28 protein-coding genes and 1 tRNA gene are annotated in these 25,062 nt (G+C 74.0%); 22 read left to right on the top strand and 7 right to left on the bottom strand.

What is annotated here, in order from left to right; genetic code table 11:
- Positions 1-20: 20 nt before the first annotated feature.
- The 13 genes from ilvN (at position 21) to KC207_RS14660 (ending at position 10,647) form a co-directional block, all read left to right on the top strand.
- The gene (ilvN, locus tag KC207_RS14720) at positions 21-533 is read left to right on the top strand and encodes an acetolactate synthase small subunit (protein WP_211604073.1); all 513 of its coding nucleotides are present in this window, start codon (positions 21-23) and stop codon (positions 531-533) included.
- 70 nt (positions 534-603) lie between these two features.
- Complete coding sequence (gene ilvC, locus KC207_RS14715; RefSeq protein WP_211604072.1) at positions 604-1,635, top strand: ketol-acid reductoisomerase; 1,032 nt, start codon at positions 604-606, stop codon at positions 1,633-1,635.
- 254 nt (positions 1,636-1,889) lie between these two features.
- Positions 1,890-2,405, top strand: a complete 516-nt coding sequence (locus KC207_RS14710; RefSeq protein ID WP_211604071.1) for an alternate-type signal peptide domain-containing protein — start codon at positions 1,890-1,892, stop codon at positions 2,403-2,405.
- A gap of 38 nt (positions 2,406-2,443) precedes the next feature.
- Positions 2,444-2,980, top strand: a complete 537-nt coding sequence (locus KC207_RS14705; protein WP_211604070.1) for a signal peptidase I — start codon at positions 2,444-2,446, stop codon at positions 2,978-2,980.
- Positions 2,977-3,621 carry a hypothetical protein gene (locus KC207_RS14700; protein ID WP_211604069.1) on the top strand — a complete coding sequence of 215 codons (645 nt, stop codon included), beginning with the start codon at positions 2,977-2,979 and terminating at the stop codon, positions 3,619-3,621. The genes KC207_RS14705 and KC207_RS14700 overlap by 4 nt, the downstream gene beginning before the upstream one ends.
- Positions 3,618-4,049 carry a hypothetical protein gene (locus KC207_RS14695; protein WP_211604068.1) on the top strand — a complete coding sequence of 144 codons (432 nt, stop codon included), beginning with the start codon at positions 3,618-3,620 and terminating at the stop codon, positions 4,047-4,049. Before KC207_RS14700 ends, KC207_RS14695 begins: the two co-directional genes overlap by 4 nt.
- Before the next feature lie 62 nt (positions 4,050-4,111).
- Complete coding sequence (locus KC207_RS14690) at positions 4,112-4,609, top strand: DedA family protein (protein WP_211604067.1); 498 nt, start codon at positions 4,112-4,114, stop codon at positions 4,607-4,609.
- Positions 4,610-4,744: 135 nt separating this feature from the next.
- Positions 4,745-6,331: a phosphoglycerate dehydrogenase gene (gene serA / locus KC207_RS14685; RefSeq protein WP_211604066.1), complete on the top strand. Its 1,587-nt coding sequence runs from the start codon at positions 4,745-4,747 to the stop codon at positions 6,329-6,331.
- A 325-nt stretch (positions 6,332-6,656) separates the two neighbouring features.
- The gene (locus KC207_RS14680; RefSeq protein ID WP_211604065.1) at positions 6,657-6,755 is read left to right on the top strand and encodes a 3-isopropylmalate dehydrogenase; all 99 of its coding nucleotides are present in this window, start codon (positions 6,657-6,659) and stop codon (positions 6,753-6,755) included.
- Between the two features lie 86 nt (positions 6,756-6,841).
- A complete protein-coding gene (locus KC207_RS14675) occupies positions 6,842-7,915 on the top strand; it encodes a 3-isopropylmalate dehydrogenase (RefSeq protein WP_211604064.1) in 1,074 nt (357 codons plus the stop codon).
- A gap of 170 nt (positions 7,916-8,085) precedes the next feature.
- Positions 8,086-9,180 carry a branched-chain amino acid aminotransferase gene (locus KC207_RS14670; protein WP_211604063.1) on the top strand — a complete coding sequence of 365 codons (1,095 nt, stop codon included), beginning with the start codon at positions 8,086-8,088 and terminating at the stop codon, positions 9,178-9,180.
- 125 nt (positions 9,181-9,305) lie between these two features.
- A complete protein-coding gene (locus tag KC207_RS14665) occupies positions 9,306-9,809 on the top strand; it encodes a hypothetical protein (protein WP_211604062.1) in 504 nt (167 codons plus the stop codon).
- A gap of 55 nt (positions 9,810-9,864) precedes the next feature.
- Positions 9,865-10,647, top strand: a complete 783-nt coding sequence (locus tag KC207_RS14660; RefSeq protein ID WP_211604061.1) for a gamma-glutamyl-gamma-aminobutyrate hydrolase family protein — start codon at positions 9,865-9,867, stop codon at positions 10,645-10,647.
- Between the two features lie 116 nt (positions 10,648-10,763).
- On the opposite strand, the gene KC207_RS14655 is transcribed toward KC207_RS14660, so the two are convergent.
- Positions 10,764-11,636, bottom strand: coding sequence for a hypothetical protein (locus tag KC207_RS14655; RefSeq protein WP_211604060.1), 873 nt, complete (start codon positions 11,634-11,636; stop codon positions 10,764-10,766).
- A 79-nt stretch (positions 11,637-11,715) separates the two neighbouring features.
- Here KC207_RS14655 and KC207_RS14650 point away from each other — a divergent pair, with 79 nt between their 5' ends.
- Positions 11,716-12,840: an MBL fold metallo-hydrolase gene (locus tag KC207_RS14650; RefSeq protein ID WP_249138764.1), complete on the top strand. Its 1,125-nt coding sequence runs from the start codon at positions 11,716-11,718 to the stop codon at positions 12,838-12,840.
- Positions 12,841-13,205: 365 nt separating this feature from the next.
- Positions 13,206-14,798 (top strand): citramalate synthase, encoded by a 1,593-nt coding sequence (gene cimA, locus KC207_RS14645; RefSeq protein WP_211604059.1) that lies wholly within the window; start codon positions 13,206-13,208, stop codon positions 14,796-14,798.
- A 33-nt stretch (positions 14,799-14,831) separates the two neighbouring features.
- Here the strand turns inward: cimA and KC207_RS14640 are convergent, their stop codons facing one another.
- From KC207_RS14640 to KC207_RS14630, 3 genes are all read right to left on the bottom strand, one after another.
- Positions 14,832-15,290 (bottom strand): HIT family protein, encoded by a 459-nt coding sequence (locus KC207_RS14640; protein WP_211604058.1) that lies wholly within the window; start codon positions 15,288-15,290, stop codon positions 14,832-14,834.
- 51 nt (positions 15,291-15,341) lie between these two features.
- Positions 15,342-16,586, bottom strand: a complete 1,245-nt coding sequence (locus tag KC207_RS14635; RefSeq protein ID WP_211604057.1) for an MFS transporter — start codon at positions 16,584-16,586, stop codon at positions 15,342-15,344.
- A gap of 90 nt (positions 16,587-16,676) precedes the next feature.
- The gene (locus KC207_RS14630; RefSeq protein WP_211604056.1) at positions 16,677-17,552 is read right to left on the bottom strand and encodes a 3-methyladenine DNA glycosylase; all 876 of its coding nucleotides are present in this window, start codon (positions 17,550-17,552) and stop codon (positions 16,677-16,679) included.
- Between the two features lie 96 nt (positions 17,553-17,648).
- Between KC207_RS14630 and KC207_RS14625 the strand changes: the two genes are divergently transcribed.
- From KC207_RS14625 to KC207_RS14600, 6 genes are all read left to right on the top strand, one after another.
- On the top strand, positions 17,649-18,551 hold the full coding sequence (locus KC207_RS14625) for an SGNH/GDSL hydrolase family protein (RefSeq protein ID WP_211604055.1): 903 nt from the start codon (positions 17,649-17,651) through the stop codon (positions 18,549-18,551).
- Positions 18,552-18,571: 20 nt separating this feature from the next.
- Positions 18,572-19,342, top strand: a complete 771-nt coding sequence (locus KC207_RS14620; RefSeq protein WP_211604054.1) for a fumarylacetoacetate hydrolase family protein — start codon at positions 18,572-18,574, stop codon at positions 19,340-19,342.
- 97 nt (positions 19,343-19,439) lie between these two features.
- Positions 19,440-19,712 (top strand): hypothetical protein, encoded by a 273-nt coding sequence (locus KC207_RS14615; RefSeq protein WP_211604053.1) that lies wholly within the window; start codon positions 19,440-19,442, stop codon positions 19,710-19,712.
- Positions 19,713-19,839: 127 nt separating this feature from the next.
- Positions 19,840-21,357 carry a glutamate--tRNA ligase gene (gltX, locus tag KC207_RS14610; RefSeq protein WP_211604052.1) on the top strand — a complete coding sequence of 506 codons (1,518 nt, stop codon included), beginning with the start codon at positions 19,840-19,842 and terminating at the stop codon, positions 21,355-21,357.
- On the top strand, positions 21,354-22,112 hold the full coding sequence (locus tag KC207_RS14605) for an HAD family hydrolase (RefSeq protein ID WP_211604051.1): 759 nt from the start codon (positions 21,354-21,356) through the stop codon (positions 22,110-22,112). Before gltX ends, KC207_RS14605 begins: the two co-directional genes overlap by 4 nt.
- Before the next feature lie 85 nt (positions 22,113-22,197).
- Positions 22,198-22,272, top strand: a tRNA-Gln gene (locus KC207_RS14600).
- 231 nt (positions 22,273-22,503) lie between these two features.
- Here KC207_RS14600 and KC207_RS14595 read toward each other — a convergent pair.
- Entirely contained in the window at positions 22,504-23,103 is a 600-nt protein-coding gene (locus KC207_RS14595) for a MerR family transcriptional regulator (protein ID WP_211604050.1), read from the bottom strand.
- Between the two features lie 88 nt (positions 23,104-23,191).
- On the opposite strand from KC207_RS14595, the gene KC207_RS14590 reads away from it, so the two are divergent.
- Entirely contained in the window at positions 23,192-23,683 is a 492-nt protein-coding gene (locus tag KC207_RS14590; protein ID WP_211604049.1) for a monooxygenase family protein, read from the top strand.
- A 4-nt stretch (positions 23,684-23,687) separates the two neighbouring features.
- Here KC207_RS14590 and KC207_RS14585 read toward each other — a convergent pair whose 3' ends face one another.
- Both KC207_RS14585 and KC207_RS14580 read right to left on the bottom strand, forming a co-directional pair.
- On the bottom strand, positions 23,688-24,032 hold the full coding sequence (locus KC207_RS14585; RefSeq protein ID WP_211604048.1) for an NAD(P)-dependent oxidoreductase: 345 nt from the start codon (positions 24,030-24,032) through the stop codon (positions 23,688-23,690).
- A gap of 197 nt (positions 24,033-24,229) precedes the next feature.
- Positions 24,230-24,973, bottom strand: a complete 744-nt coding sequence (locus tag KC207_RS14580) for an IclR family transcriptional regulator (protein ID WP_211604047.1) — start codon at positions 24,971-24,973, stop codon at positions 24,230-24,232.
- Between the last annotated feature and the right edge of the window lie 89 nt (positions 24,974-25,062).

Genomic DNA, 25,062 nt, shown 5'->3' with positions numbered 1-25,062 from the left:
CGACGAGCCAGGAGCACCCCATGTCGAAGCACACCCTCTCCGTCCTCGTCGAGAACAAGCCCGGCGTCCTCGCCCGGATCGCGGCGCTCTTCTCCCGACGCGGCTTCAACATCGACAGCCTCGCGGTCGGCGAGACCGAGCACCCCGAGGTGTCCCGGATGACCGTCGTCGTCGACGTCGAGGACCTGCCGCTCGAGCAGGTGACCAAGCAGCTCAACAAGCTCGTCGAGGTGCTCAAGGTCGTCGAGCTCGAGGCCGACTCCGCGGTCCAGCGCCAGGTCATGCTCATCAAGGTCCGTGCCGACGCGGCCACCCGCAGCCAGGTCCTCGAGTTCGTCCAGATGTTCCGCGCCAAGGTCGTCGACGTCGCGACCGACTCGCTGACGATCGAGGCGACGGGGACGAGCGACAAGCTCACCGCGCTCCTCGAGGTGCTCGAGCCCTTCGGCGTCCGCGAGCTCGTCCAGTCCGGCATGGTCGCCATCGGCCGCGGACCCCGGTCGATCACGGACCGGGCACTGCGGACCGCCTGAGCGCCGAGCACCTAGAGTCCCCACCAGACCCCTCAGCACCATCCCCGAGATCGAAGGAGAGGCCGCTCCGATGGCCGAGATGTTCTACGACGACGACGCCGACCTGTCGGTGATCCAGGGCCGCAAGGTCGCGGTCATCGGCTACGGCAGCCAGGGCCACGCCCACGCCCTCAACCTGCGCGACTCCGGCGTCGACGTCCGGGTCGGGCTCGCCGAGGGCTCGCGCTCGCGGGCCAAGGCCGAGGCCGAGGGGCTCACCGTCACCTCCGTGGCGGACGCCGTCGCCGAGGCCGACCTCGTCGTCGTCCTCGTCCCGGACCAGGTCCAGCGTGGGCTCTACACCGCCGAGATCGAGCCGAACCTCAAGGAGGGCGCCGCGCTGCTCTTCGGCCACGGGTTCAACATCCGCTTCGGCTACATCCAGGCGCCCGCCGGCTCCGACGTCCTCATGGTCGCCCCGAAGGGCCCCGGCCACATCGTCCGTCGCGAGTACGTCGACGGCCGGGGTGTCCCGGTGCTCCTCGCCGTCGAGCAGGACGCCTCCGGCTCGGCCTGGGACCTCGCCGCCTCGTACGGCAAGGCGATCGGTGGCCTGCGCGCCGGCGGCATCCGCACGACCTTCACCGAGGAGACCGAGACCGACCTCTTCGGCGAGCAGGCCGTCCTCTGCGGAGGGGCGAGCCAGCTCGTCATGTACGGGTTCGAGACCCTCGTCGAGGCGGGCTACCAGCCCGAGGTCGCCTACTTCGAGTGCCTCCACGAGCTGAAGCTCATCGTCGACCTCATGATCGAGGGCGGCATCGCCAAGCAGCGCTGGTCGGTCTCCGACACCGCGGAGTACGGCGACTACGTCTCCGGCCCGCGCGTCATCGACCCGAGCGTGAAGCAGAACATGGCCGCGGTGCTCGAGGACATCCGCAACGGGGCCTTCGCGAAGCGGTTCATCGACGACCAGGACGCGGGCGCCCCGGAGTTCCAGCGCCTGCGCGCCGAGGGCGCCGCCCACCCGATCGAGAAGACCGGCCGCGAGCTGCGCGGCCTCATGGCCTGGATCGACACCGACCAGGACAGCGACTACGTGGAGGGCTCCGCCGCGCGCTGACCCGTGCGCCACCACGACGGTGGCCGGACACGAGGGGTGACGCCCCGCCGAGGACCGCACGGTCCGTGGCGGGGCGTCACGCCTTTCCGGTGCGCTGAGAGGGGCCTCAGGACCGCTCGGGCGGACTTTCCCGGGTTCCGCGGGCGGAATTGGATGCGCATTCCTACGGTGTGCGGCACAGGGGCCAGAGAGGGCTCCCGGGGTGCCGCAGGGGCGACGGCGGGCACCCGTCCCACGACGTGACAGGAACAGTCATGAACGCATCCACCAAGGGGATCCTCGCGGCCGGCGCGGGGGTCCTGCTCCTCGCCGGGGGCGGCGGCTCCCTCGCCTACTGGAACGCAGAGGGGACGGTCCCCGGCGGCAGCGTCACGAGCGGCCGCCTCGCCCTCACCGACCCGAGCGGCGGCTCCTGGACCCTCAACGGAACGCCGGCGGCCGGCACCGTCGTCATCGTCCCCGGCGACGAGCTGCGTTACGCGGGCTCGTACACCGTCGTCGCCGAGGGGGACACCCTCGAGGCGACGATCGGCCTGAGCGGCGGCGCCGGGTCCGGGACGCTCGCCGACGCCGTGACGACCGACGTCGACGCGACGATCGACGGCACCCCCGTGACGACGATCAGCAGCGCCGACGACGGCAGCACGCTCGAGGTCGGTGTCGACATCGACTTCCCGTTCGGGGACACGGTCGACAACACGACACAGGGTCTGACGCTCGACCTGTCGGCCGTCGTCGTCACGGCGACCCAGACCGACGCGACCCCCTGACGGACTCCTCGATGACCTCGTCCCGGGGTCCCCGACGCGTGACGACATGGCTCTCCTGGGCCGTGACGGCGGTGGGGGCCCTCGTCCTCGTCGTGCTCGTCGCCGTCCCCCGGGCGACGGGCTCGACGCCCTACGTCGTCCTCACCGGGTCGATGGAGCCGGCGATCTCGCCCGGCGACGTCGTCGTCGTGCGCCCGACACCGGCGGAGGACCTCGGCGTCGGCAGCGTCGTCACGTACCAGCTGCGCTCCGGGCGACCCGAGGTCGTGACGCACCGCGTCGTCGGCCAGGGCGTCGCGGACGACGGCGAGGTGTCGCTGTGGACCCGGGGGGACGCGAACGACGCCACCGACCGTGAGGTCGTACGCGAGGTCCAGGTGCGTGGCGAGGTCTGGTACGTCGTGCCGTGGGTCGGCCACGTGACGACGGTCCTGGACCGAGGGCTGCGGCGGGCGCTCACCGTCGCGGCGGCACTCGCGCTGTTCGGCTACGCCGCCGTCATGCTGCGGCGGGGGGCCCGGACCGCCGCCCACCGTCGCCGGGGCCGCCACCGCGAGGGGGTGGCCCGCCCGTGACGACCGTCCGGGACGACCCGGCGTCCGGCGAGGAGCGGCGTCCACGCGTCCGCGTCCCCGCCGGGACGGTCGCGGCGTGGGTCGTCCTCGCCCTCGTCCTGCTGCTCGCCGCCTCGCCGACCCACGCCCGGTGGCAGGCGGAGAGCACGTCGGTCGTCCCCTCCGTCGGGTCGGGGGTTCTCGACCTGCGCGTCGACGGTGCGCTCGCCGGGGCGGGCGGCACGGTCGACCTGGCGGGTGCGGCGCTGGACCCGGGCGCGGTCCCGGGGGAGTCGGTGGCCGTCGCGGTGAGCGTCGCGAACGCCGGTGACGCGCCCTTCGCGTGGACCGCGACCGGGACCTCGGGGGGTGCCCTCGCCCCGTGGCTGCTCGTCGCCGTTCACCCCGGAGGCGCGGCGTCGAACACCGTGGCCCCGGCGACGGGGATGCGCCAGGGCGCGTGCACCGGGACGGCGACCTTCGGCCCGGCGGCGCTCACGGCCACGGCCACCGACGTCTCGGGAGGCGGCCGCCGCCTCGATCCCGGCACGTCCGGCTCGCTGTGCCTCGTCGTCGCCCTCGCGACCACGGCCCCGACGTCGGTGCAGGGGACGACGGGGCGCCCGACGCTGGTCCTCACCGGTCGCCAGGTCGCCCGATGAGCACGCGCCGCGCCCTCGCCGTCCTCGGCGGCGTCGTCCTCGCGGGCCTCCTCGCGCCGCCCGCCTCCGGCGTCTGGGACGACGTGGCCGGGGTCCGGGCCGGCGTGTCGTCCGCGGTGGTGCTCACGCCCCCACCGACGACGCGGTGCACCTCGACCCTCACGACGGCGACGGTCTCGTGGGACGCCGTCGACCCCCGGTACCGCTACACCGTGACGCTCTACCGCACCGGCACCCCGCGGACCGTCGTCGAGGCTGCGACCCTCCTCCCCGCCGGGCAGACCTCGGTGACCTACGGCTCGCTCCTCAGCCTCGGCAACCCCTTCGAGGTGGAGGTGCGATCGGCCGTGGCGGGCACGGCGTGGACGTCGGCCGCGGCCACGACGTCGGGCCGGTTCAACACCGGTCTGCTCGGCGGCTGCCGCTGACGTCTCGCTGACGGGTCTCCTTCCGCGCGAGGTGCCCTCGGGACCCGGCGTAGGCTGGGAGCGTGCAGGACCTGGTCTCGGGGTGGCCCTTCTGGGTCGTGCTGCTCGCCTTCTGGGCGGGCGCCGTCGCCCGGGGCTCGGCGACATACGCGATCGGTCGGGCAGCGCGTGCCGGCGGGGCGCGTTCGCGCTGGTCCCGCCACCTCGAGCGGCCCGCCGTGCGGCGGGCCGAGCGGTGGGTCGGCCGGATCGGTCCGCCGGCGGTGACCCTCGGCTTCCTCACCGTGGGCCTCCAGTCCGCCGTCAACGCCTCCGCCGGTGCGCTGCGCATGCCGCTGCGCCGGTTCGTCCCCGCGGTGGTCCTCGGGGGCCTGCTCTGGGCGGTCCTCTACACGACGGTCGGGCTCGCCGTCGTCGACGCCTGGCTCGGCCGGCTCTCCTGGGGGTGGGTGCTCGCGGCGGTGGGCGTCCTGGGGGTCGCGACGATCGTCGGCCGGCGCCTCACGCCGCCGGGGGTGCCCGACGAGGTCGAGCGCCGGAGCGCGTCGGATCCCCGCTGACCGACCGCATCGTGGTCACCGCCGTCCACATGGTGGCGCGCCCCTACGATGGTGGGCGCCCCGGGCCCGGCGCCGTGCCCCGGCACCGTCCGGCCCCTCGGGCCCCCTCCACCCACACGAAAGCAGGCATCTGACGTGACCAAGCCCGTCGTGCTCATCGCCGAGGAGCTCTCGCCCGCGACCGTCGACGCCCTCGGACCCGACTTCGAGGTCCGGACCACCGACGGCGCGGACCGCTCCCGGCTGATCCCCGACCTCGCGGACGTCGACGCGGTCCTCATCCGCTCCGCCACGAAGATGGACGCCGAGGCGATCGCGGCCGCGAGGAGCCTCAAGGTCATCGCCCGGGCCGGTGTCGGACTGGACAACGTCGACGTGGACGCCGCGACGAAGGCCGGCGTCATGGTCGTCAACGCGCCGACGTCGAACATCACCTCGGCGGCCGAGCTGGCGATCGGCCTGCTCCTGGCGTGCGCCCGCAACATCGCGCCCGCGAACGAGGCGCTCAAGGGTGGAACCTGGGCGCGCAGCCGCTACGGGGGCGTGGAGCTGCTCGAGAAGAAGGTCGGGATCGTCGGCTTCGGCCGCATCGGCCAGCTCGTCGCCGAGCGGCTCAAGGGGTTCGGCGTCGAGATCCTCGCCTACGACCCCTACGTGTCGGTCCAGCGCGCGGGTCAGCTCGGCGCGCGTCTCGTGACGCTCGACGAGCTGCTCGCGGAGTCCGACTTCATCACGATCCACCTGCCGAAGACGCCCGAGACCCTCGGCCTCATCGGGACCGAGGCCCTCGCCAAGGTCAAGCCGTCGGTGCGGATCGTCAACGCCGCCCGGGGCGGGGTCCTCGACGAGGAGGCGCTCGCCACCGCCATCGCCGAGGGCCGCGTCGCGGGGGCCGGACTCGACGTCTACGCGAAGGAGCCGTGCACCGACAGCCCGTTGTTCGCCCACGAGTCCGTCGTCGTCACCCCGCACCTCGGCGCCTCGACCGAGGAGGCCCAGGAGAAGGCGGGCGTCGCCGTCGCGAAGTCGGTCCGGCTCGCCCTCGGGGGCGACCTCGTGCCCGACGCGGTGAACGTCTCCGGCGGGGCCGTCGCCGAGGAGGTCCGCCCCGGCATCGACCTCGTGGAGAAGCTCGGCCGGGTGTTCTCCGCCGTCGCCGGCGCCGTGCCGGTCCAGCTCGACGTCGAGGTCAAGGGCGAGATCACCCAGCACGACGTGTCGATCTGGGAGCTGTCCGCCCTCAAGGGCGTCTTCACCGACGTGACCGAGGACCCGGTGACCTACGTCAACGCGCCGCTGCTCGCGAAGGAGCGCGGCCTGGAGTCCCGTCTGGTCACCGACGCCGCCTCCGAGGAGTTCCGCAACGTCACCACACTGCGCGGGACGCTCGGGGACGGGACCGTCGTGTCCGTCGCGGGCACGCTCACCGGACCGAAGATGGTCCAGAAGGTCATCGGCGTCAACGGCTACGACCTGGAGGTCCCGCTGAGCCGGCACATGGCCTTCTTCAGCTACGCCGACCGCCCCGGCGTCGTCGGGGCCCTCGGCCGGCTCCTCGGGGAGGCCGACGTCAACATCGCCGCGATGCAGGTCTCGCGCCAGGACGAGGGGGGCGACGCCCTCGTCGCGCTCACGGTCGACAGCGCGATCCCGGACTCCGTCGTCGCAGCCATCGGCGCCGAGATCGGGGCCGCGACCGTGCGGGTCGTCGACCTGGCCTGACGCAGGGCCCACGACGGCGGGTCCCCGGCCACCCCCGGGGGCCCGCCGTCCTGCGTGTCGCGGACGGCTCCACGCGATCCTCCGTCCAGGCGGTCCACATCGCGGAAGGGCGCTCCCGGATGCTAGGACGTCCTCGTATCGTCGACGGCATGCGGCAGGTACTCCTCATTCCCGGCCGCGGCGGGGCCCGACAGGTCAGCACCCTCGCCGCGGAGACCCCGCGACGTCGCTGACGGCTCGCCGGCCCGACCGCCGGCTCGAGCACGACGACCCCCAGGACACACCGGACCACCGACGGCGGAGCCGTCGAGGATGCGAGACAAGCATGAACACGGACAGCGGCACCGAGTACGACGAGGCGACGGCGGCGCGCCAGGCGCTCCAGGAGTCGATGGACCTGCGCGACCAGGGCCACACCGACTGAGCCCCCCGACGGTACGGGCCGTCCCGCACCTTCCAGGGTGTGGGACGGCCCGTCCGCATCTCGGACGACGTTCGTACAGTGACGGCATGACCGACGCCTCGCACACCGCCGCGCCGACCTCCCTCGACCTCGCCGTCATCGCCGGCGACGGGATCGGCCCCGAGGTGGTCGGCGAGGGACTCAAGGTCCTCGAGGCCGCGCTCGGTGAGGGCGGTCCGTCCGTCACGACGACCGAGTACGACCTCGGCGCCCGCCGCTGGCACGCCAGCGGCGAGACGCTGCCGGACTCGGTGCTCGCGGAGGTCACGGAGCACGACGCGATCCTCCTCGGTGCCATCGGCGACCCGGGGGTCCCGAGCGGGGTCCTCGAGCGCGGGGTGCTGCTCCCGCTGCGGTTCGCCCTCGAGCACTACGTCAACCTCCGCCCGGCGAAGCTCTACCCCGGCGTCGAGTCCCCGCTCGCCGTCGAGCGCGTCGCCCCCGAGGGGATCGACTTCGTGGTCGTCCGGGAGGGCACCGAGGGGCCGTACGCCGGCAACGGCGGGACGCTGCGGACCGGCACCCCGCACGAGATCGCGACCGAGGTGAGCCTCAACACCCGCTTCGGCGTCGAGCGCGTCGTCCGCGACGCCTTCGCCCGCGCCCAGGCGCGTCCCCGCAAGCACCTGACGCTCGTCCACAAGCACAACGTGCTCACCCACGCCGGGCACCTGTGGCGTCGCACCGTCGAGGAGGTCGGCGCCGAGTTCCCCGACGTCGAGACCGCCTACCAGCACGTCGACGCCGCGACGATCTTCCTCACGACCGACCCCGGCCGGTTCGACGTCGTCGTCACCGACAACCTCTTCGGCGACATCATCACCGACATCGCGGCCGCCATCGCCGGCGGCATCGGTCTCGCCGCGAGCGGCAACATCAACCCCGAGCGGCGGTTCCCGAGCATGTTCGAGCCGGTCCACGGCTCGGCCCCGGACATCGCGGGCCAGGGCCTCGCCGACCCCACCGCGACCGTGCTGTCGGTCGCGATGCTCCTCGCCCACGTCGGCCTCGACGACGCCGCCGGGCGAGTAGAACGGGCGGTGGCCGCCGACCTCGCCGAGCGCGGGAGTGCCCCGCGCTCGACGAGCGCCGTCGGCGACGCCATCGCCGCCCGTCTCTGACGCCTTCCTCCGCGCGCCCGGCGCGCCTCCGGCGGTCCGCCGCCGCCCCCTTCCTCGCCGCCACCACGCGGCTCACGGTGCCGCTCCGCCGCGCCGTGGGACGCCCGTGCCGTGGCGGGTACCCTCACGGGACGCACCGTCGCTCCCCGTGGAAAGGACTGACCCGTCCCATGAGTCTCACCTTCGACATCCACCGCCGCCCCGACCCGGCGACCGACGAGCGACGTGCCGAGATCCTCGCGAACCCCGGCTTCGGTCAGCACTTCAGCGACCACATGGCCACTGCGACGTGGACCAAGGGCGAGGGCTGGCACGACGCCGTCGTCGAGCCGTACGGGCCGATCAGCCTCATGCCGAGCGCCGCCGTCCTGCACTACGCCCAGGAGGTCTTCGAGGGCCTCAAGGCCTACCGCCACGAGGACGGCTCGGTCTGGTCCTTCCGGCCCGAGGCCAACGCCGAGCGCATGCAGCGCAGCGCCCGCCGCCTCGCCCTGCCCGAGCTGCCGACCGACGACTTCATGGCCTCGCTCAAGGCCCTCGTCGAGACGGACGTCGCGTGGGTCCCCGCCTTCGGGACCGGCGAGACGAGCCTGTACCTGCGGCCGTTCATGTACGCCTCCGAGCCCTTCCTCGGGGTGCGGCCCGCGAACGAGGTGACGTACTCGGTCATCGCCTCGCCGGCCGGCGCGTACTTCCCGCGCGGCCTGGAGCCGGTCACGCTGTGGATCTCCGAGGGCTACGCCCGGGCCGGCCGCGGCGGCACCGGCGCCGCGAAGACCGGGGGCAACTACGCCTCCTCGCTCGCGGGCCAGCTCGAGGGCATCGAGCACGGCTGCGACCAGGCCGTCTTCCTCGACTCCGCGACGCACACCGCCATCGAGGAGCTCGGCGGGATGAACCTCTTCTTCGTCACCGACGACGGGCGCCTGCTGACGCCCGAGCTCACCGGGACGATCCTCGAGGGCGTGACCCGCAGCTCCATCCTCGAGCTCGCGAAGGACCTCGGCCTGGAGCCGGAGGAGCGGCGGATCGAGATCGAGGAGTGGAAGCAGGGGGTGCGCGACGGCAGCATCCGCGAGATCTTCGCCTGCGGGACGGCCGCGGTCGTCACGCCCGTCGGTGAGCTGCGCTGGGAGGGCGGCTCCGCGCCCTCGACCGCCGGGGACGAGGGTGGCGAGGTGACGCGGTCCATCCGCAAGGCCCTGCTCGACGTCCAGTACGGCCTCGCCGAGGACACCCGCGGCTGGCTGACCCGGCTCGCCTGAGCAGCCGGACCGAGGCCCCGCACCGACCGGTGCGGGGCCTCGCCGGTGGTTGACGCGGGCCCGGACCGGGTAGCCGACGGGGCAGACGGGCGATCGCCCGTCGTCGTCGCCCCTCAGGAGCACCCATGGGTACCGGAACCGTCGTCGCGATCGTCGTCGTCGCACTCGTCCTCCTCGTCGTCGTCGGCGTGATCCTGCGCCAGGGCGGGTCCCGCAAGGAGGCCGCGGAGCGGGACACCGCCGCCGACCTGCGCGAGGAGGCCGTCGCCCACGACCGGGAGCTGCGCGAGCGGGAGGCCGAGGCCGCCGAGGCGCGGGCGCAGTCCGAGCTGGCTGCCGCGGAGGCCGAGAAGCAGCGCCTCGAGGCCGAGCGGCTGCAGGACGAGGCGCAGCAGCGGACCACCGCGGCCGGGGGAATGCGCGAGGAGCGCGAGGAGACGCTGCGCGAGGCCGACCGCCACGACCCGGACGTCCGGACCGACGACGAGGGGCACCGCGTCGACGAGCAGGGCAACCGCATCGCGATGCCCGGCGGTCCCGACCCCGTCGAGGGAGGGGCCCGGCCCCTCGAGGGCGAGCGTGCGCACCAGGCCGAGGACCCCTCGCAGGAGCGCCCGCCGCGGAGCTGACCGCAGCGTGGGAGCGGCGCCCGTGGCGCTCCGTCCCGCGGGCATACTCGCGCCCATGACCGACCTCCGCAGCGCCCGACCCCACGGCCCGGCGCCCCTCGTCGGGGTGACCTGCCTCGTCGCGAGCGTCGACCGGGCGCTGTGGGTCGGGCAGCACAGCGTGGCCCTGCCCTACCGGTACGTCGCCCACGTCGAGTCCGCGGGTGGGGTCGCCGCCCTGCTCCCGCCCCGCGAGGACGTCGACGACGTCCTCGCCGCCGACGTCGTGTCCCGCCTGGACGCCCTCGTCGTCGCGGGCGGGGTCGACGTCGACCCGGGGCTGTACGGCGAGGCCGCGCACCCCGAGACCGAGCCGCCGGAACCCGCGCGTGACGCCTGGGAGTCCGCCCTCGTGCGCGCGGCGGTCGCCGCCGACCTGCCGCTGCTCGGGATCTGCCGCGGGATGCAGGTCATGGCCGTCGTGGCCGGCGCCGGCCTCGAGCAGCACCTGCCGGACCGGGTGGGGCACGACGCCCACAACCCGACCCCCGGCCGCTACGCGACGCACCCCGTCGTCGTCGACCCGGGGACGCTGCTCGCGGAGGTCGTCGGCGACGGTGTCCTCGACGTCCCGACCCATCATCACCAGGCGGTGCTCGAGGACGGGCTGCACGGGACGGGGTGGCGCGCGTCCGCCCGGCACGCCGACGGCACCCTCGAGGCGATGGAGTGGCCCGGCGCGGCCTTCCGGCTCGCGGTCCAGTGGCACACCGAGGAGGGCACCGACACCTCGCTCGTCGCCGCGCTCGTCGGCGCCGCCCGGGAGCGGCGTGCCGCAGGGGTCGCCGCAGGACCCTGACGCCGTCACCCAGGCGTCGAGATCGGGCAACACGCAGACGGGAACGGCGTGTGCCCTGCGTATTGCCCGACCTCGACGGGTGTCGGGCAGCTGGTGCGCCTCGGGACGGGCGGCCGTCAGCGGTGGCCGCGGGCGACGCGTCGCCGCCGGCGCGGGGTCCGCACGACGTCCGGCCAGCGCAGCACCCCCGCGGGGTGGGAGACGAGTCCGGCGTCGACGGCCATCCCGCGGTCCGCGATGGCGCCCTTGACCTCGAGCCGGTGGTCGGGGGAGGCCGCGAACCGCGCGGCGATGGCGGCGGGCTCGACCTCGTCGGTGTGCGGCATCCCCTCCGCGTGGAGGGCTCCGAGCACCTCGTGCTGCGGGAGGAACCGGCGCCCGGTCCCGGGCAGCCCGAGGACGCCCTCGCTCGCGGCGTAGACGTGGAAGCGGGTGGGCCGGACGCCGCCGGTGAGGACGAGCGGGTAGTGACCGGCGCGCAGCTCCACCCGGTCGTACCCGCCCTCGGTCGCGTCGATGGCCGCGAGCTGCTCGTCGTCGACGAGCTGGAGGACCACGGGGGTGCGCGCCCGCGAGCGGTGGACCGGCGCCGCGGGGACGTAGCCGCCCCGCGAGACGTATGCGGTGTGGCCGATCGCGAGGTTGCGCACGACACCGGTGAGGAGCGGGACGACGCTGGAGACACCGACGCGGGTCAGCTTGTGGCGGATGACGGACGCGGCGGCGTTCGAGCCGACGGCGAGCAGCGGGGTGCGCTCGGCGAGCGGGGCCGCCCCGAGCCGGTGGAGGGTCCGGTCCAGGGAGTCCGCGCCGGAGCCGACGGGAACCTCGCAGCGACGACAGCCGCCGGAGCGGGCCGAGCCGAGCCCGCGGGACCGCCGCGGTCGGACGGTGTGGGCGCAGTCCCCGACGACGAGCCGGGGTCCCGCGACGGGCACCCCCGGGTACTCCAGGGGTGCGCGGGTGAGGTCGCCGCCGTGCTCGTCCATCGTCCTCTCCGGGTCGGGGGCGGTGCCCCTCCACGATATGGGGTTCGGGTCGGCCGACGCCGGGGGTGACAATGGGGAGGTGACGACGTTCAACCGGCTCGCGGTCGCCGCGGGCGCCGCCGGAGCCCTCGGTGCGCTCGCCGTCGCCGGCCGGGGCGTGCCCGCAGCCCTCGGGGCCCGGGCGACCGGCCCGAGGCTCGCGCGGATGCAGCGCTCGCCCCACTACCGGGACGGGGCCTTCCACAACCGGCTCGCGTCCGCCCGCGCGATGCCGGCGGGCCAGCGGGAGTTCGTCGACCGCTTCCGCGAGACCGCCGAGACCCGGCGGCCCCCCGGCGCCGTCCCCGTCGTCAGCGCCCTGCGCGAGCCGGCGACCACCGGCCTGCACGTCACGTGGTTCGGGCACGCGAGCGCACTCGTCGAGCTCGACGGGGTGCGCCTGCTCCTCGACCCGGTGTGGAGCGAGCGCTGCTCACCCAGCCGTCACGTGGGCCCCCGGCGGTTGCACGCCGTGCCCGTCCCGCTCGAGCGGATCGGGCCCGTCGACGCCGTCGTCGTCTCGCACGACCACTACGACCACCTCGACATGGACACCGTGCAGGCGCTCGCGACGGCCACGGACGCGGTCTTCGTCGTCCCGCTCGGTGTCGGGGCTCACCTCGAGGCGTGGGACGTGCCCGCCCACCGGGTGCTCGAGTGCGACTGGGGCGAGGGCCACGAGGTGTCCGGGGTGCGCGTCACGGCCGTCGAGTCCCAGCACTTCTCGGGACGGGGCGTGCGGCGCGACGGCACCCTGTGGGCCTCGTGGGTCGTCGCCGGCGAGGCCGGCCGGGTGTTCTTCAGCGGCGACACGGGCTGGTTCCCGGGCTACGACGCGATCGGGGCGGAGCACGGCCCCTTCGACGTCGCCCTCATGGCCGTCGGGGCGTACGACGACTCGTGGCGCGACATCCACCTCGACCCGGAGGAGGCCGTCGCGGCGGTCCGTGAGATGGGCGGGGGACTGCTCCTGCCGATCCACTGGTGCACGTTCGTCCTCGCTCCGCACCCGTGGGCCGAGCCCGTGGAGCGGCTGCTCGTCGCCGCCGCGACCCAGGGCGTCGAGGTCTGCGTGCCCCGCGTCGGTGACAGGGTCGACGTCTCGGCGCCTCCGCCGCTCGAGGCGTGGTGGGAGGCCGCGGTGCAGCCTGCGGGGTCCGCCTGAGCCGTGCGGCGACGTCTCGTCGTGGTCACGATGTGGACGGACCCTGCGGGGAGGGGCCCCGGGCGTGCGATGCTGACGCCGTGACGTTCCGTGACGCGGCCACCACCGCGATCATTATCGGCTAGCGCGACGAGACCTTCCTCGTCGCGCAGACCTCCCGTACCCGGGGGGTCTTTTCGTTTGGTCGGGGTCGTCACCACGCGTGGAGGGCGACACCGGCCGGCGACGGCGGGCCGCCCCCCACCCCTCGGGCGGCCCGGGCAGCGCCGGTCGATGACGGAGAACGGAACGACACGCGTCGACGCCCCGGCCCGCACGGGCCGGGGCCCGGACGCCGGGTGACCGGCACGACCGAGGATGGACCGATGACCGACCTGCACGTGTACGACACGACCCTGCGCGACGGCGCGCAGCAGGAGGGGCTCAACCTCTCGGTGGCCGACAAGCTGGCCATCGCGTCCCACCTCGACGAGCTGGGCGTCGGCTACATCGAGGGCGGCTGGCCGGGGGCGAACCCGAAGGACACCGAGTTCTTCGCCCGGGCCGCGCGGGACCTGCGGCTGCGGAACGCCACGCTCGCGGCGTTCGGCGCGACCCGCCGCGCCGGGGGCCGCGCCGACGCCGACCCCCTCGTGCGGGCGCTGCTCGACAGCCAGGCCCAGGTCGTCACCCTCGTCGCGAAGTCGCACACCGGCCACGTCGAGCGCGCCCTGCGCACGACCCTGGCGGAGAACCTGGCGATGATCCGCGACACCGTCTCGTTCCTGCGGGCCGAGGGCCGCCGGGTGTTCCTCGACGCCGAGCACTTCTTCGACGGATACCGCACCGACCGCGACTACGCCCTCGAGGCGGTCCGGGCCGCGGTCGAGTCCGGTGCCGAGGTCGTGGCCCTCTGCGACACGAACGGCGGGCTGCTGCCCGGCGAGGTAGGGGCCGTCGTCGACGACGTCGTCTCGAGCACCGGGGCCCGGGTCGGCATCCACTGCCACAACGACACCGGGTGCGCCGTCGCGAACTCGATGGCGGCGGTGGAGGCGGGGGCCAGCCACGTCCAGGGAACGATCAACGGCTACGGCGAGCGGACCGGCAACGCCGACCTGCTGACCGTCGTCGCGAACCTCCAGCTCAAGCAGGGCCGCGACCTGCTCGACCCGCACCGCCTCCAGGACGCGACCCGGATCGCGCACGCCATCGCCGAGGTGACGAACGTCCCGGCGTACTCGCGGCAGCCGTACGTCGGCTCGAGCGCCTTCGCGCACAAGGCCGGGCTGCACGCGAGCGCGATCAAGGTCGACCCGGACCTCTACCAGCACCTGGACCCCAAGCACGTCGGCAACGACATGCGGATGCTCGTCTCGGACATGGCCGGCCGGGCGTCCATCGAGCTGAAGTCGCGCGAGCTCGGGCTCGGCCTCGACGCGTCCGACGAGGGCGACGCCGCCACGCTGCAGCGGGTGCTGGCGGCGGTGAAGGAGCGGGAGCTGCGCGGGTACACCTTCGACGCCGCCGACGCCAGCTTCGAGCTGCTCCTGCGCCGCGAGATCGAGGGCACGCTGCCGGCGTACTTCGAGGTCGAGTCCTGGCGGGTCATCACCGACGCCCGTGGCGACGCCGACGCCCTGTCCGAGGCGACCGTGAAGGTCCGGGCGGCGGGGGAGCGGCACGTCGAGACCGGCGAGGGCAACGGCCCGGTCAACGCCCTCGACCACGCCCTGCGGACCGCCATCGCGACGACGTACCCGGAGGTCGCCGGGCTCGAGCTCATCGACTACAAGGTCCGCATCCTCGACGCGGCGCACGGCACGGACGCGGTGACCCGGGTCCTCATCGAGACCTCGGACGGGACGACGTCGTGGACGACGATCGGTGTCGCGGCGAACATCCTCGAGGCGAGCTGGGACGCGCTGCTGGAGTCGGTGACCTACGGTCTCGTCAAGGCGGGCGTCGACCCACGCTGACCCGAGCCCGGACCGCGGCGACGGCCCGGCCCATCAGGCGAGCGCACCCGGTCGGAGCAGGGCCGCGAGGTGCATGGCGATGCGGTCCCGCTCGTCCTCGGGGACCTGCTCGCCGGCGGCGTCCGGCCCGAGGAACCGGAGGACGCCGGGACCGCGGGAGTCGTCGGGCAGGTCGGCCGGGCGTGGCACGAGGTGGACGTGGAGGTGCCCGAAGCCCTCGGCCTCGGAGAACTGCATGACGTAGGTCTTCGCGCAGCCGGTGTGGGCCCGCAGCGCGGCGGTGAGCCGGCCGAGCAGGTCACCGAGCTCGGCGTGGGCAGCGGGCGGCAGCTCGTCGAGGGCGGTGACGTGCTCACGGGCGTCGAGCACGAGCCATCCCGGCAGCGAGGTGTCGAAGGCGTGCGCGACCCGCCAGTGGTCGGTGACGACGACCCGGTCCCGGGGCGGCAGGTCGGGGCGGGCGTTCTCGGTGCACACGAAGCAGTCGGCCATGGACCTCGACGCTAGCGGCCGTGACGGGGTACGGGCGGACCGGCCGCCGGATCAGCGCACGCGGTAGCTCCTGCGGGCGAGGAGGACGGTGACGAGGGAGACGATCGCGATGCCGACGAAGTAGATGCTCGGGGCGGTCGGTGACCCCGTCACCTCGATGAGGAAGGTGAAGATCGCACCGGTGAACCCGCCGAAGACGAGGACACCGAGGTTGTAGCCGACCGCCATCCCCGTGGTGCGGACGTTGGTGGGGAAGAGGTCCGCGTAGAGCCCGGGGAGCGGACCGAAGTACGCGGCCATGAGCGCACCGAACACGACCTGGACGACGGTGAGGACCGCCACGGTCGGCACGGCCACGACGAGCTGGAACAGCGGCCAGGCGAGGACCGCCGCCGCCACGGCGGCGACGACCATGACCCGGCCCGGACCCACCCGGTCGGCGAGGCGTCCGACGAACGGCGTGCCGACGAGCGTCACGACCCCGGCGATGATCCCGCCGAGGAAGCCGGCGTAGGCCGGCAGGCCGAGACTGTCGACGGCGAAGGTCGGCATGTAGAGGATGAGGTAGACCGACAGCGACGCGAGGGCCACGGCCCCTGCCGCCGCGAGGACCCGGACCAGGTGCGTCGAGAGGGCCGTGCCGATGGGCGACGACACCTTCTCGGCGGTCTCGAAGTCGTGCGTCTCGCTCATCCGGCGGCGGATGTACCACCCCACGGGGCCGATGAGCATCCCGAAGAGGAACGGGACGCGCCAGCCCCACGAGTAGAGGTCCTCCCGGGAGAGCGTCGTCGTGAGCCCGAGCCCGAAGGCTGATGCGAGGACGAGGGCGGCGCCCTGGGTGGCGACCTGCCAGCTGCCGTAGAAGGCCTTGCGGTCCGGGGCGCTCTCGATGAGGAACGTCGTCGCCGAACCGAACTCCCCGCCGGCCGAGAAGCCCTGGACGAGCCGGCTGCCGAGCAGCCACAGTCCGGCGGCGACAGGTCCGACGACGGCCGCCGTGGGGGCGGCGGCCATGAGACCGGTGCCGAGGGTCATGAGGAGGATCGTGAAGGACAGCGCACGCTTGCGCCCGTGCCGGTCGGCCCAGTTCCCGATGACCGCCGCGCCGAGAGGGCGCACGAGGTAGGACACCGCGAACGTGAGGAAGGTGAACATCAGGGCGGCGAACCCCGACACCTCGGGGAAGAACAGCTCGCTGATGACGACGGCGAAGCTCGAGTAGACGATGATGTCGAACCACTCGAGGGCGTTGCCGACGGAGGAGGCGATGACCGCCTTGCGGGCGGTGCGCACCTCCTCGGGGGTCGGGGGGGACGCTCGGGCCTTCGGCTGTGTCGTGTCCGGTCACGGTCATGACCTCCACGCTCGCACCGGCGTGGGCGTTCAGGGGGCGCAGGTGCGTACCGATCCCTCGAGGACGTCGAGGAGCCGGCGCCGGAGGGCGTTCGAGCGGTCGGTGAAGGCGCGCTGTCGTTCGAGGTACTCGGCCTTGCCCTCGGCCGTCTCGACCATGACCGGCTCGTAGCCGAGGTCGCGCAGGTCGTACGGCGAGGCCCGCATGTCGAGCACCCGGATCTCGTGGGCGAGCTCGAAGGCGTCCGCGGTGAGGTCGCTCGGGACGAGAGGGGCGAGCTTGAACGCCCATTTGTAGACGTCCATCCCCGCATGGAGGCACCCGGGCTGCTCCAGCGCGGTCTGGCGCTCGCGGGTGGGGGTGACGGTGTTGCGCGGGGCCGCGCTGTCGGTGAAGAACCGGTGGGCGTCGAAGTGCGTGCAGCGGACCGTGTGCCGTTCGAGCACGTCGTCGGTGGCCTCCGGACCGAGCCGCAGCGGCCAGCCGGGGTGGCGGACGTCGTCCTGCGGGAGCCGGTGCACCATCGCCCACTCGTGGAGCCCGAAGCAGCCGAGGTGCGGCGGCCGCGAGAGGGTCGCGGTCAGCAGCTCCCGGACGAACGCCACCGCCGGACCGCGCTCGGCGAGGAAGCCCTGGACGTCGACGGACACCTCGTCCCCGTCGACCCGGTAGTGCCGCCACCCGGCGTGCTCGGTCCCCGCCGCGTCGGCGAGGACGATCCCGGCGCCGGGGTGCCACCGCCGCAGCTTGGCGGGGGAGTGTCGGTAGTAGCGGAAGAGGAAGTCCTCGACGGGGTGGGCACGCCCGTCGGCGCGGCGCTCCCGGTGCCCGGCCGTGGCGGCATCGACCCGGGCCGCGTGGGCGGCCGCCCGGGCGGTCCACGTGGCGCGGTCGAGGCAGGTCATCGGCGCCACGGTACGACCCCGCGGACCGGGGCCGGAAACGCGGCGCGGACCTCGTACGTTGAGGTCGGACGACGCCCGACATCCCGGAGGACCCCCGTGACCCGCCTGCTCACCGCATCCGCCGCCGTCGCCGCGCTCCTCCTCGCGGGGTGCAGCGGCGAGGCGGAGGACGACAGCGCCGCCCCGTCGACGCCGACGACGACGGCCGCGAGCCCGAGCCCGTCCGCCACCGAGACCGAGGCGGGTGGTCCCACCTACCTCGCGCTGGGCGACTCGCTGGCCGCCGGGTACCAGCCGGGCGGGACCGAGCTGCGGGACAGTGCCTACCCGGCGCTCGCGGCGAACCTGCTCGACGGGGCCGACCTCGAGGTCGAGAACCTGTCGTGCAGCGGGGAGTCGACGCAGACCCTGCTCGACGGAGGGCTGTGCGACTACGAGGCGGGGAGCCAGCTCGAGCAGGCCGAGCGGCTGCTCCGAGAGCGGGACGACGTGGCGCTCGTGACGATCGACATCGGCGGCAACGACCTGCTGGGCTGCGTGGGCCCGGAGCTCAGCGTGGACGGGCCGTGCGTCACCGACGGGGTCGCGACCGTCGAGGAGAACCTCCCGGCCATCCTCGAGCGGCTCAGCGCGGCGGCCGGGCCCGGCGTGCCGGTCCTCGTCGTCGGGTACTACAACCCCTTCCTCGCGGCCGGCTACCTCGGCGAGGGCGCCGCGCAGCTCGACGCGGCGACCGAGGGTTTCGACGCCCTCGACGCGGCCGTCGAGGCGGCCGCGGGCGGGTCCGGGGCGCGGTACGTCCCGCTCGCCGACGCCTTCGCCCTCGACGACGAGACCCCGACGCAGCTCGGGGGACAGGAGGTGCCGACGAACGTCGCGCAGGTCTGCACGCTCACCTTCATCTGCTCCGACCGGGACATCCACCTCACGGGTGAGGGGGCCGCCGTCGTCGCCGGCGAGGTCGCCACCGCCGCGGAGGCGGCGGGAGTCGGGGGCTGACGCGGCCGTAGGCTGCTCGTATGCGCATCGCGAGGTTCACCACCGGGGACGACCCCGTCTACGGCCTGGTCGACGGCACGGGGGAGAAGATCGCCGAGGTCACGGGCGATCCGCTGTACCAGCGGATCGAGCTGACGGGCGCCACCCACCTCGTCGAGGACGTCCGGCTGCTCGCCCCCGTCATCCCGCGGAGCAAGGTCATCGGTATCGGCCGCAACTACGCCGACCACGCCGCCGAGATGGGCACCGAGGTCCCGGAGGAGCCGCTGATGTTCCTCGTCCCGAACACCTCGGTCGTCGGGCCCGGGGACCCGGTCGTCCTGCCCCCGCAGACCTCCGAGGTCAGCTACGAGGCCGAGCTGGCCGTCGTCATCGGCCGCATGTGCAAGGACGTCGAGCCCGACGACGCACTCGGGGTCGTCTTCGGCTACACGTGCGCCAACGACGTGACGGCCCGCGACCTGCAGCGGACCGACGGCCAGTGGGCCCGTGCCAAGGGCTTCGACACCTTCACCCCGCTGGGTCCGTGGGTCGAGACGGACCTCGACGTGAGCGACCTCGGTGTCATGGCCCGGCTGGACGGCGAGACCGTCCAGGACGGCACGACGGCCGACATGGTGCACGGCGTGGGGGCGCTGGTCTCCTACGCGTCCAAGGCGTTCACCCTCCTGCCCGGGGACGTCATCCTCACCGGGACCCCCGCGGGCGTCGGGCCGATGGTCGCGGGCCAGCGGGTGGAGGTCGAGGTCGAGCAGATCGGCGTGCTCGCCAACCCCGTCGTCCGACACTGAGGGCCCCGGTCCGCCCCTCCCGCGCACACCCCCTCTGACCTGTGCCTACGGTGGAGGCGACCGCCCGCACCGGCGGGCCCCGCACCGAGGAGGAACCGTGAGCGAGCACGCCGACACCCCGCAGGAGCAGGACGCCGCCGCCGAGGCCGCCCAGAACGTCGTCGACGAGGCGACGTCGTGGGAGTACAGCGCCGAGAAGGACACGATCGACGAGGCCGTCGACGAGGGTCTCGACGAGGCCGGGGTCGAGATGGACCCGTCCGAGAGGCAGCGGGTCGTCGACGAGATCGACGACGTCAAGGACGGCGAGGACGAGGGGTCCCCGACCGTCGACCCCGACGCCGTGACGCCCGCCGACGACGAGCGCTGAGCGCCCCGACCGGACCCGACCTCCCGGGTCGGACGGGGTCGCTCGCGCAGGACGGGGACACGAGCCCGTCCCGCCGCGAGCAACCCCGGCACCGGCGTGACCGCCGCGTCACTACGCTGGGCGCATCATGACCGAGCACACCCCCACGAGCCCCGCCGGCGACCTGCCCGGCACCGTCCGCCTCCGCGTCGCGCCCTCGCCGACCGGCGACCCGCACGTCGGGACGGCGTACATGTCGCTGTTCAACCTCGCCTTCGCACGCCAGCAGGGCGGACGGTTCGTCCTCCGCATCGAGGACACCGACCGCAGCCGGTTCCGTGAGGACTCCGAGCAGCAGGTCTTCGACACCCTGCGCTGGCTCGGCCTCGGCTGGGACGAGGGGCCGGACGTCGGGGGGCCGGCGGCGCCGTACCGGCAGAGCGAGCGCCTCACGACGTACCGCCCGTACGTCGAGCGCCTCCTCGCCGACGGGCACGCCTACCACTGCTGGTGCTCGACCGAGCGCCTCGCCGAGATGCGCGCCGAGCAGCAGCGGCTCAAGGAGCCGACCGGCTACGACCGGCTCTGCCACGGCAGGACCGAGGAGGAGCGGCGGGCCCTGCCGGGCTTCAGCGAGCAGCCCGTCGTGCGGATGCTCGTACCCGACGACGTCGAGCTGCACTTCGACGACCTCGTCCGGGGGCGGATGTCCGCCCCGCGGCCCGACGACCAGGTGATCCTCAAGGCCGACGGCTTCCCGACGTACCACCTCGCCGTCGTCGTCGACGACACCGAGATGGGCATCACCCACGTCGTCCGCGGCGAGGAGTGGGTCAGCTCCACCCCGAAGCACCTCCTGCTCTACCGCTGGTTCGGCGTCGAGCCGCCCCGCTTCGCGCACATGCCGCTGCTGCGCAACGAGAACAAGAGCAAGATCAGCAAGCGCAAGAACCCCGAGGCCAGGCTCACCTGGTTCCAGGAGGAGGGCTACCTGCCCGAGGCGCTCGTGAACTTCCTCGGCCTGCTCGCCTACCCGCCGGCCCAGGACGCCGAGGGAAACGACGTCGAGGTGTTCACCTTCGACGAGTTCTCGCAGCGCTTCGACTGGTCCGAGGTCAACCCGGTCGGCCCGATCTTCGACCTCAAGAAGCTCGACTGGATCAACGGCGTCCACATCCGCGCCCTCGACCTCCAGGACTTCGCCTCCCGCCTCCTGCCGTTCCTCCAGACCGACGGGGTCCTCGGTGACACCCCGACGCTCGAGGAGCTCGACCGGCTGGAGAAGGTCGCCGACCTCGTCCAGACCCGGATCGCCCACCTCACCGAGGCGAGCGACCTCGTCGGGCCGTTCTACGTCGCCGACGACCGGGTCGAGGTCGCCGACGACGCCCGCGCGCAGCTCAAGGACGACGCGGGTGACGTCCTCGACGCCGCGACGGCCGCCCTCACCGGCATCGGCGACGACGCGTGGACGGCGGAGGCCGTCGAGGGCGCCCTGCGCGAGGCGGTCGTCGACGGGCTCGGCATCAAGCCGAAGTTCGCGTTCGGGCCGCTGCGCACGGCGGTGTCCGGGCGGCGGGTCAGTCCGCCGCTCTTCGAGTCGATGGAGATCCTCGGTAAGGCGTCCACGCTGACCCGGCTCGCCGTGCTCCGGGCGTCGCTGTGAGCGCCGTCCCGGGACCGGAGGTCCAGGCCGTCCTCCTCGACGCCGACGACACGGTCTACGACACCCGGTCGGCGATGCACGCGGCCGGCGCCGCCGCGGCCGCCGCGCTCTGGCCGGACGCCGACCCGGACCGCCTCGCCGACGCGGGCGTCCGCTTCCGCAGCGACCCCGAGGGCCACTTCACGGCCTACACCCGCGGCGAGATCGAGTTCGACGAGATGCGTCGCGCCCGCGTCACCGAGCTCGCGCACTGGCTCGACCAGCCGGTCGACCGGGACTGGTGGGACGCGTTCGAGGAGCACTACGAGCACCGCTTCCTCGGGGGCCTGCGGGCCTTCGACGACGTCCGACCGACGGTGACGGCCCTCCGTGGGCAGGGCGTCGCGGTCGGCGTCCTCACGAACTCCTCCGCGGAGTACACGGGACGCAAGATGCGGGCGTGCGGGCTCGGTGACCTCTTCGACGTCGTGTGCACCCGGGACACCCTCGGCTACGGCAAGCCCGACGAGCGGGCCTACGTCGAGGCGTGCCACCGCCTGGGCGCCGACCCGGCGCGCACCCTGTACGTCGGGGACGAGCTCTCGAACGACCCGCTCGGGGCGAGCGACGCCGGCCTGCGCGCCGCGTGGCTCGTGCGCGACGGGGCGCCGGACGAGCGCGGGCTGCGGCTCGTGCGGGCCCGGGGGATCCCGGTCGTCACGGGCCTGGAGGGCGTCGTCGACCTCGTCGCCGGCCCGTCCGGTCTCGCCTCCTGACGATTTGGGCGGCCCGGTCGGGCCCGGTAGTATCGCGTCTCGGTTCGCCGCCCGGCCTGGTCACAGGAACCGGCGGTATACCCCTTGGGGTATGGTGTAATTGGCAACACAGGTGATTCTGGTTCATCCGTTCTAGGTTCGAGTCCTGGTACCCCAGCCATCGCCCCCGGCCCGCCGGGGACGATTCGGAGAAATCCCCGCCGTTCGGTAAGGTTCTCTCCCGTTGCCCGGCACGTCAGCGTGACCGGACGACACCCTGGCCCCGTTGTGTAGTGGCCTAGCACGCCGCCCTCTCAGGGGGGAGGCGGGGGTTCCAACCCGGGGGGGGAAACAGCGGTCCCCGCCCGGGCCCCCCCGCCCGGGCCCTTCGACGTGTCCGTGTGGCCCGTGCTCAGCGCTCGCGGCTCACGGCCTCCTGGGCGACGCGGCGGAGCGCGATGAGCACCGGGTCGAGCAGCGCCGTGCCGAGCACCACCGTGCGCACGGCCGCCGCCGCGTCCTCGGCGTCCTCCGTGAGGTCGAGGTCCACCTCGGCGACGTCCCGGGCCGCGTGCGCGTACTCCACGAGCCGCCGGTGCTCGAGGTGCAGGCCCGCCGCGCGCGCCGCGCCGACGGTGGCGGTGAGCGAGCGCATCCACGGTCCGTCCGGCTCGACCGTCCAGCCGAGGTCCGCGACGAGCTCGCGGACCTCGTCGGAGACCTCGGCGTCCCCACCGGTCGCAGGGACGGTGCGCTGGGCCACGCCGAGCAGCTCCGCGCGCGTCCCGGGCGGGTCCTCCAGGGCGGCGACGACCCGGCGGGCGCCGTCGATGCCGACGCCGGCGTGCTCCACGAGCGCCCGGAGGAGGTGCACGCGGCGGACGTGGTCCTCGTCGTACTCCGCCCGGGTGCGGCTCGTCGCGACGCCCGGCATGAGCAGGCCCTCGCGGAGGTAGTACTTCAGCGTGTGGACCGGGACGTCGGTCCGCTCGGCGAGCTGGGAGATCCGCATCGGCGACCCCTTGACATCGGATAGTGCCACTCTCCATCATGGCCATGACAGATAGCGACACTATCCGACGGAGTGGACGATGGACCGCGTGACCCACGCCTACGACGGGCCCCTGGCCCTCTTCCTCATCGGCCTGCGGGTGCACAAGCCGTGGCACGTGCGCACCGTCCGAGCGGCCGGAGCCCCCATGGGCCGGATGATCGCCGAGCTCGAGCGCAACCGGGTGGCCGCGGCCCGTGGCGAGGCCGAGGACCTCGGCTACCTCGGCAGTCGCACGACGCTCGGACTCTCCGGCGTCACGATGATCCAGTGGTGGCGCTCGACGGAACAGATCTACGCCTACGCGAACGCCGTGCAGCGCGAGCACCGGCCGGCGTGGCTCGCCTTCTACCGGGCGGCGGCCGACGACCCGGACGCGGTGACGCTGTGGCACGAGACGTACGACCTCGCCGACCAGGGCGTCGAGAGCCTCTACGCCGGACCGCGACCGTTCGGGCTCGCCGACCTCGCCGGGGTGGTGCCGGCTCGGCGCCGGGGGGAGACCGCGCGCGAGCGGCTCGGGGGCCGGGTCGGGCGCTGAGGCCTCAGGCGGGACCCGCCCGGCGGGTGCGGACGGAGGCGGCGAGGTCGCAGATCCGGGCATCGACGGCGGGGTCGCCGCTCGCCGCGTGGAGGAGCCAGGCGTCACGCAGGTCCGCGGCGGTCGGCCAGCGGTCCTCCCAGCTCACGAGGTGCTCGACGAGCAGGTCGAACACGTCGTCGCACAGCCGGGGGGCGTAGACGGTCACGGGGGTGCGGGACCGGGTGAGGGCGGCCGCGCGCCGGGCGGCCACCTGTCCTCCGCCGACGACCACCGCCCTCCGGTCCGGCCGGGGCAATGCCAGCAGGCGGGTGCGGTCGAGGGTGGGCGGGCTGAGGGTCGGTGGCACGGTCCCCTCCTTCGGGCGGTCGAGTCGACGTGCCGAGGGTGCCGGACCGATGTTGCCACGACGTGCCTCCGTCGTGACGGACGTGTGTCGTGAGCCGGGCCACGCCGTCGAACCGGTCGAGGGGTCACGACCCGCGCCAGGGTCGGTGCTCGTCACGGCGTGTCACGCCCCCTCGACACCGAGGACGGACCAGCCCGTCAGACGGTGTTCTGGGCCTCCTGCTGCGCCGCGTGCCGCGTGAGGACCTCGGTGAGCTTGTTCGCGCCCGCCATGACGGTCGCCGCGTGCAGTCGGCCGGGCTGCTTCGACAGCCGCTCGATGGGCCCGGAGATCGAGACCGCGGCGATGACCCGGCCGCTGGGGGAGCGGACCGGCGCGGAGACGGACGCGACACCCGGCTCGCGCTCGCCGACGCTCTGTGCCCAGCCGCGCCGGCGCACCCCCGACAGGGCCGTCGCCGTGAACGCGGCGCCCTGGAGCCCGCGGTGCAGCCGGTCCGGCTCCTCCCAGGCGAGCAGCACCTGGGCGGCGGAGCCCGCACGCATCGAGAGGGTGGCGCCGATCGGGATCGAGTCACGCAGGCCCACGGGACGCTCGGCCGCGGAGACGCAGACCCGGTAGTCGCCCTGGCGGCGGAAGAGCTGGGCCGACTCGTTCGTGTGGTCCCGCAGGGCGCCGAGGACCGGGCCGGCGGCCGCGAGGAGGCGGTCCTCCCCGGCCGCAGCGGCGAGCTCGGCGAGGCGGGGGCCGAGGACGAACCGCCCCTGGAGGTCACGCGTCACGAGCCGGTGGTGCTCGAGCGCGACGGCCAGGCGGTGGGCCGTGGGCCGTGCGAGCCCGGTGGCCGTGACGAGCTGGGCGAGCGTCGACGGGCCCGCCTCGAGGGCGGAGAGCACGACCGCCGCCTTGTCGAGAACGCCGACCCCACTGGTGTTGTCCATGTCTTGATATTGACGTCTCATTGCCTGAGACGCAAGTTCGCACGCCGTGGGGCCGTGCGAATCTCGGGAGACACGCAGAGGCGCACCCA

This window comes from Phycicoccus avicenniae (assembly GCF_018139485.1).
GTDB lineage: Bacteria > Actinomycetota > Actinomycetes > Actinomycetales > Dermatophilaceae > Phycicoccus > Phycicoccus avicenniae.
The sequence above is the reverse complement of the archived record's forward strand: the minus strand, read 5'-3'. Positions and strand labels throughout refer to the sequence as shown.

What these genes read in the sequence shown, in the direction of transcription:
- KC207_RS14680 (WP_211604065.1), top strand. Translation starts at nt 6,657, where the DNA reads ATGAACACGGACAGCGGCACCGAGTACGACGAGGCGACGGCGGCGCGC.
- ilvN (WP_211604073.1), top strand. Translation starts at nt 21, where the DNA reads ATGTCGAAGCACACCCTCTCCGTCCTCGTCGAGAACAAGCCCGGCGTC.
- KC207_RS14665 (WP_211604062.1), top strand. Translation starts at nt 9,306, where the DNA reads ATGGGTACCGGAACCGTCGTCGCGATCGTCGTCGTCGCACTCGTCCTC.
- KC207_RS14675 (WP_211604064.1), top strand. Translation starts at nt 6,842, where the DNA reads ATGACCGACGCCTCGCACACCGCCGCGCCGACCTCCCTCGACCTCGCC.
- KC207_RS14660 (WP_211604061.1), top strand. Translation starts at nt 9,865, where the DNA reads ATGACCGACCTCCGCAGCGCCCGACCCCACGGCCCGGCGCCCCTCGTC.
- KC207_RS14595 (WP_211604050.1), bottom strand. Translation starts at nt 23,103, where the DNA reads ATGCGGATCTCCCAGCTCGCCGAGCGGACCGACGTCCCGGTCCACACG.
- KC207_RS14670 (WP_211604063.1), top strand. Translation starts at nt 8,086, where the DNA reads ATGAGTCTCACCTTCGACATCCACCGCCGCCCCGACCCGGCGACCGAC.
- KC207_RS14695 (WP_211604068.1), top strand. Translation starts at nt 3,618, where the DNA reads ATGAGCACGCGCCGCGCCCTCGCCGTCCTCGGCGGCGTCGTCCTCGCG.
- KC207_RS14630 (WP_211604056.1), bottom strand. Translation starts at nt 17,552, where the DNA reads ATGACCTGCCTCGACCGCGCCACGTGGACCGCCCGGGCGGCCGCCCAC.
- KC207_RS14640 (WP_211604058.1), bottom strand. Translation starts at nt 15,290, where the DNA reads ATGGCCGACTGCTTCGTGTGCACCGAGAACGCCCGCCCCGACCTGCCG.
- cimA (WP_211604059.1), top strand. Translation starts at nt 13,206, where the DNA reads ATGACCGACCTGCACGTGTACGACACGACCCTGCGCGACGGCGCGCAG.
- ilvC (WP_211604072.1), top strand. Translation starts at nt 604, where the DNA reads ATGGCCGAGATGTTCTACGACGACGACGCCGACCTGTCGGTGATCCAG.
- gltX (WP_211604052.1), top strand. Translation starts at nt 19,840, where the DNA reads ATGACCGAGCACACCCCCACGAGCCCCGCCGGCGACCTGCCCGGCACC.
- KC207_RS14580 (WP_211604047.1), bottom strand. Translation starts at nt 24,973, where the DNA reads ATGGACAACACCAGTGGGGTCGGCGTTCTCGACAAGGCGGCGGTCGTG.
- KC207_RS14710 (WP_211604071.1), top strand. Translation starts at nt 1,890, where the DNA reads ATGAACGCATCCACCAAGGGGATCCTCGCGGCCGGCGCGGGGGTCCTG.
- KC207_RS14655 (WP_211604060.1), bottom strand. Translation starts at nt 11,636, where the DNA reads ATGGACGAGCACGGCGGCGACCTCACCCGCGCACCCCTGGAGTACCCG.
- KC207_RS14620 (WP_211604054.1), top strand. Translation starts at nt 18,572, where the DNA reads ATGCGCATCGCGAGGTTCACCACCGGGGACGACCCCGTCTACGGCCTG.